Source organism: Gemmatimonadota bacterium (assembly GCA_016209965.1).
Taxonomy (GTDB): Bacteria; Gemmatimonadota; Gemmatimonadetes; order Longimicrobiales; family RSA9; genus JACQVE01.
This window is the reverse complement of sequence record JACQVE010000004.1, coordinates 1-6,104: the sequence shown is the minus strand read 5'-3', so window position 1 is coordinate 6,104 and position 6,104 is coordinate 1. Positions and strand designations below refer to the sequence as shown.

Below are 6,104 nucleotides of genomic sequence, written 5' to 3'. Positions count from 1 at the left end.
TGTACGAGGCTGCGCCGCTGGCGCTCATCTGCCGGCAAGCCGGCGGCAGGGCGTGCGACGGCGAGCAGGACATCCTGGACATCCGCCCGGAAACGCTGCACCAGCGCACACCGCTCTACATCGGCTCGCGAGAACACGTCGAGCTGGCGGAGCGGTTCATCGCCCCCAGCCGCACGGTAGCAGTGGCAAACTAGGCCCCCGCCCGCCGCCCCACCGCAGCCCCGGCCGCAGGGGGGAACGCCAGAGACAAAGAGACGCAGGGAGTATTGCTCCCTGCGTCTCTTCTGCGCCCCTATCCCTGCGTCAGGGCAGGGGCCCGGTGCGCGGTTAGAAGGAGTAGCGGATCCCCAACTGCGCCTGCCAGCGCGAGGATGGATCGAACGTCTGGAAGACGATTGGGTTGTTGTTCGCGTCCAGCCGGAGCCCACCGGCAGGGCGGAAGATGCCGCGATTGTTGGCGACATCCCAGCCGCGCAGTTCGAGCAGCTCGATGGTCTGGAAGAGGACGCCCTCGTTGAGGCCCCAGTCCTTGTTGATGAGGTTCAGGACATTGAACACGTCGAAGATCAGCTCAGCCCGCTGCCCGCGTACGGTCGGCACGCGGAAGGTCAGTCGCGTGTCCACGCGGTTGTGCCACGGCTCGAAGCAGGCGTTGCGGGACATGATCTTGCCCCGGTTCTCGCGCAGGCACTGCTCGCCGTTGATATAGGCGTCAATACGCGCCCAGTCCGCCGCGCTGGTCAGCGTGATGTCCGTCGGCCCGGTGGGCACGTACAGCAGGTCGTTGTTGCGGTTGTTCGCGTTGGGCGCCTCGTAGCCGTCGGCGTTCACGTCGCCGTCATAGGTATACGAGTAGCCGTCCCCCGCATTGCCGACGTAGAAGACCGACCAGGTCAGCCACGACCTCACGTCGTACGAGCCGCTCAGGACGACTTTGTGCCGGGTCTCGTAATCCGAGGTCGCCAGTTCGGGAGCGTTCGGGCTGCCCTTCACCGGGTTAAAGCCGATGTTGGACGTCGCGATGCTCGAGGTCAGTCCGGAGACATCCTTGGCATCCGCGTAGGTGTAGGACCCGTTCAGCTCGAGCCCACGTGCGTAGCGCTTCTGCGCCTGCAGAGTCAGGCTCCAGGCGCGGTCCTGGTCACTGTTGGTGAGCTCGACGACCTGCAGGAAGTCATTCGAGAGGCGGTTGGGTGTTGCCAGGTTGTTATTGCCGGCCCCTGCCGCCAGGGCGCCTGCCCGCTGCGTGCCGAAGACTGGCCGCCCGCCTTGAGTGGTGGACACCGGCTTGGAGAAGTCGACGTTTAACTCCCGCAGGAAGATTTGCTTCCTCGCCTTGTTGTAGAGGAACTCCACGGTCCCCACAACGCCGAAGGGAAGCTCGTGGTCGACTGCCAGATCCGCCCGCAGGTGGTGCGGGTACTTGAAATCCGGATCGATGAGGTTGATGGCCGCCCTGGGTGGCTCGGGCAGACCGGCGGCCTTACAGGTGGACGGCTGGTTGGCCGGGTCCAGGGTGAAGTCCGGGATGGTGGCGGCCGTGGTGCAGTTGATGGTGACCTGCTGCAATCCGTTGTTGCTGAAGATGTTGGACAGCCAGACGTAGGGGTGGCGGCCGGTGAAGATGCCCACGCCCCCGCGCACCTCCGCCGTGCGGTCACCATGGATGTCCCAGTTGAAGCCCAGGCGCGGCGAGAGGATGCCGTTGCCCGAGGCGACCTCGTCGGTGCTGCGGGCGAACGCGTCGGGGAACGCCTGCCCGAACTTGGCGTTCTTGGCCGGGTCGAAGGCGGCCGCGAACTTTGCGTTGGCCGCTGGCTCGTCACCCACGAAGGGAATGTCGTAGCGCAGGCCGCCGGTCACGACCACGTTCTTCAGCCCGGTCCACTCCGTCTGCGCGTAGAGCGCGAACTGGTTGACCGTGAAGCGCGCGTTAAGGTCCAGCCCAGGCTGGAACGGCGGATTGCGCGAGTACCGGTTCGGCTTGTTGTTGGCGAAGTCGGTGAGGCTGCCGAAGTCCCACTGGCCGATGCTGCCGGGCGCGAAGAGGTTGCGGAACTTGAAGATCTCGTCGTGCACGCCCACCGTGATGCGGTGGTCACCTTTCGAGAAGCTGAAGTTGTCGGTGAGCTCCCAACTGTCCTGGTCCAGCTCGTTGGCCTGTGAGAAGAACTCGGCGCCCGCGCGCAGGAACTTGTTGACCGGCTTGCCATCGATGGTGCTCGTCACGCGCACCTCGACCACCGGGTAACGCGTCTCCGGCGAGCGCCGGTCGCGGATCCGCGTCCAGCCGGCAATGAGCTCGTTGTACGAGCCGTTGGAGAACGTCGAGTTGAGCTGCGCCACAGTCGAGTTCGTGTTGGACTCGAAGAAGTAGCCGTTGGACTCGAACGAGTAGCGCGTGCCCGTCGCGCTGCGGTCCTGCACGTTGTCGTCCTCGGCCTTGACCCAGTTGTGGCGCAGTGTCAGCGCATGGGTGGGGGTGAGCTGCGCATCGATACGGCCGAAAAGGTTGTTATTTGGATTCTCGATGGTGCGCGCGCCGAAGGAGAGCGGCTGGACCCCCTTCTGGGTGAGCAACGTGGCGAAGCTGTCGGCCTTGGCCGGGTCGATGCCGGTAACGGCCGGCGCCTCGCGGCCGATGGCGATTCCAGAGGAGGGCCGCTCGTCCGCTTCGAACTCGCCGGCCACGAAGAAGTGCGCCCGGTCCTGCACCAGGGGCCCGCTGATGGTGCCGCCCACCAGCCGGTTCTTGAAGTCGCCAATCGGCACGTCCCGGCCGGCCACGGCCAGGTTCTCGCGCACGAAGCTTTCATTGCGCATGAAGCCGTAGCCACTGACCCGGAACTGGTTCGTGCCGCTCTTGGTCACGGCATTGATCAGCCCGCCGGAGAAGCCGCTCTGCCGTACGTCGAAGGGCGCCGTCAGAACCTGATACTCCTTTACTGCCTCGATCGAGATGGAGCGGGCGCCCGCCTGCCCGCCAGGCTGCCCGGTGGCGCCCAGCCCGAACAGGTCCTGCGTGATGGCGCCGTCGATCTGGATGTTGTTGAAGCGGTTGTTCTGCTGCCCCACCGAGGTCGCGCCGCCGCCCGCACCCACCAGCGGGGAGAGAGAGATGAAGTCGGTGAAATTGCGTGTGATGGTGGGGAGGTTGCGGATCTGGTTGTCCGTGACCAGTTGCTCCGCCCCCGTTCGGCCGGCATTGATGACCTGAGTCACCGTAGGGTCGCCCACCACCGTGATCCCCGCGACCGCGACCGCCTGAACCTGGAGCTCGAAATTCAAGACCAGCTTCTGCCCCAGCGTAAGCTGGATGTCCCCCCGGCTGCTGGCCGCGTAGCCGATACTGCTGGCCTCCGCGGTGTATGGCCCGCCGACCTGCAAGCCCGGCACGTAGTACTGCCCCGCCGCATCCGCAACGGACCCTCTGACTACGCCGGTCGCCTCATTGGTCACCTTGACCGCACTGCCGGATAGGGGGTTCCCATCCGGGTCCGTGACCTTGCCGCTGACCGCAGCAGTAGTCACACCTTGTGCCTGGGCCGGGGCGCTGGGGTAGAGGCTGAGGAGCGCCAGGAAAAGGGCCGCCCAGGGCGCCGGGGAGGTTCGCGTCACTCGTTTCATATTGGACTCGCTTGTTGAGGTGTAGGATTGGAGAATCCGTCTAGCCGGCCGGTCGCACCGAAGGCGCCCGCCAGCGCGGGAGCATCTGCCCGGCGCCTGGATCGAGGCGCACTGAGACCGTAGCCGACAGAATGTGAAAGCGGATTAGGTTAATCGCCCTGACGTGTGCGGACGCGGCCCGATGATAGGCACACGCCGAAGCGCCGTCAAGCCTTGAAGAAGCCGCCAGCGAATGGGCTCGAGATACGCAGGCCCGGGCCGTGGTCCACGACCTCTGTAGTGTTCCGCGGCGGCTCCTAACAGTGAACGCTCGGGACCGCCCTGGTGTGACGCGGAGGGAGCGGGACCGGTGCTCCGCCCTGGAGGGGGCGGCCTGGGCCCGGGGCGCGAGAGGGGGTTGCGCCCTTGCGCGGCGCGGGGGGCGATGCTATGTATGACCACGTCCAAAAAAACCGCCCCACATCGCAGTTTTTCCGCACTCTGACTGGCGGGCAGCACGCGACTGCTCTGGACTCCCGCCGCGTTACCAACTCGAACCCGAGGAGGGGATTTATGCAACCGAGGATGGCGCGAACGATTACGCTCGTCGCCTTGGGCATCGCGCTGGGCGGCCTGGCTGCTCCCCTGGGCGCGCAGCAGAGCGCCACAACGGGCGCGTTCCGCGGCCGCGTGGCCGATGAGGAGGGGCGCCCGATAGCGGGCGCGCAGGTGGTGGCGCGCAACGAGGCCACGGGGCTGGAGCGCAGCGCGCTGGCCGATGAGGATGGCCGCTTCCTGCTGCCGCTGATCCCGCCCGGCGGGCCGTATACGCTGCGGGCGACGTCGGTCGGCTACCGCGGCATCGCCCAGTCCGGGTACAACGTGGGCGTGGGCGATGTGGTGAGCGTCACCCTCGAGCTGCCGGTGCAGGCGGTCGAGGTGGCGGCCCTCGAGGTCACGGCGGCGCCGGCCCGGATCGACGTGACGCAGGGGGGCGTGGTGCAGCGCGTGGGTCCGGACGAGGTCGAGAACCTGCCAGTGAACGGGCGGGATTTCACCGACTTCCTGAACCTCTCGCCGCTGGTAAGTCCGCACCCGGAGACGGGGACGGGCGGTCAGTTCGCGGTGGGCGGCGCGCGCGCCTCGGCGACCAACGTGCAGATCGACGGCGCGGATGCGAACAACCTGTTCTTCGGCGAGAACCGCGGCTCCTCGCGCACGCCCTTTGCCTTCTCGCTCGAGTCGATCAAGGAGTTCCAGCTCATCACGAACGGCTTCGACGTCGAGCACGGGAACTACCTGGGCGGGGTGATGAACGCGGTGACCAAGGGCGGCACGAACGAATTCCGCGGCTCGCTCTTCTATCTGCAGCGAGACGAGGCCCTGACGGCCAATGACTTCCTGAACCAGGACCCGCGGGACTTCACCTCCAAGCAGTTCGGCCTGAACGTCTCGGGCCCGGCCGTGCGCGACAAGCTGCACTACTTCCTGTCTGTGGATGTGCAGCGCAAGACGCAGCCGATCTTCGCCGCCACGCCCGCCTCCACGGGCGCGAAGCCGGACAGCATCAACAAGTTCCTCCAGATCCTGGAGCAGAAGTACGGCGTTCCCAGCCCCGGGCGCTTCTACGGCGAGAAGGAGCAGGAGGAGAACAACCTGGTGCTCTTCGGCCGCGTCGACTGGAACCTGGGCCGCAGCCACCGGCTGACGGTGCGGCAGAACTACTCGAGCTTCGAGCAGACCAACGACCGCATCGGCGCTACCGAGGCGATCACCAACGGCGGCCCCTTCCGCGACACGGTGTTCTCGACCGTGGCAGAGCTGAACTCGGTGCTGGGCGGCCGCGCGTTCAACACCCTGCGCTTCCAGTGGTCGGATGAGGTACGCCCCCGGCCCGCGAACCCCGACGGCGGCTACGTCCCGCAGGTCTCGGTGGCCATCGACGGCTTCCGGCGCATCGTGTTCGGCGGGGACGGCATCATCTTCCGCAACCGGCTGAAGGAGAAGAAGCTCCAGTTCGTGGACAACTTCACCATCCGGTCCGGTGCGCACACTTTCAAGCTGGGCACGAACAACCTGATCTCGACCACGGAGAACGAGTTCTGGCTGCTCGGCACAGGCAGCTACACCTTCAACAGCCTGAAGGACTTCGCGGAGGGCCGGCCGGCCAACTACTTCCGGCTCACGCGCAAGTGCGCCGTGCCGCTGGAGGCCAATGCGCTGGGCGAAAAGGTATACTGCCCGCAGTACGATGTGCCCTTTGCCGAGTTCCAGGCGCTCGAGTGGAGCGCCTACGCGCAGGACGACTGGCAGGTCAACGAGCGGCTCCAGTTGACGGCGGGCGTGCGCTACGGCGGCACGAGCTTCCAGGACCAGCCGGGCAAAGTGGCCGCGCTCGAGACGGCGTTCGGCGTCCGGGCGGACGTGGTGCCGGACTTCAGCGGCATCTCGCCCCGGCTTTCGTTCACCTACGACCTGAGCGGCGACCAGGCCCGGCT

Annotated in this window: 3 protein-coding genes; 2 read left to right on the top strand and 1 reads right to left on the bottom strand. The window is 66.5% G+C overall.

The features are described 5' to 3' along the window. Positions 1 to 194, top strand: a 194-nt coding sequence (locus HY703_00140) for a hypothetical protein (protein MBI4543588.1), incomplete at its 5' end; no start/stop codon positions are given. Positions 195 to 327: 133 nt separating this feature from the next. Here HY703_00140 and HY703_00135 read toward each other — a convergent pair. Further along, positions 328 to 3,618, bottom strand: a complete 3,291-nt coding sequence (locus tag HY703_00135) for a TonB-dependent receptor (GenBank protein ID MBI4543587.1) — start codon at positions 3,616 to 3,618, stop codon at positions 328 to 330. A gap of 573 nt (positions 3,619 to 4,191) precedes the next feature. Here HY703_00135 and HY703_00130 point away from each other — a divergent pair. Continuing rightward, the coding region (locus HY703_00130) for a TonB-dependent receptor (protein ID MBI4543586.1) at positions 4,192 to 6,104 on the top strand (1,913 nt) is incomplete at its 3' end.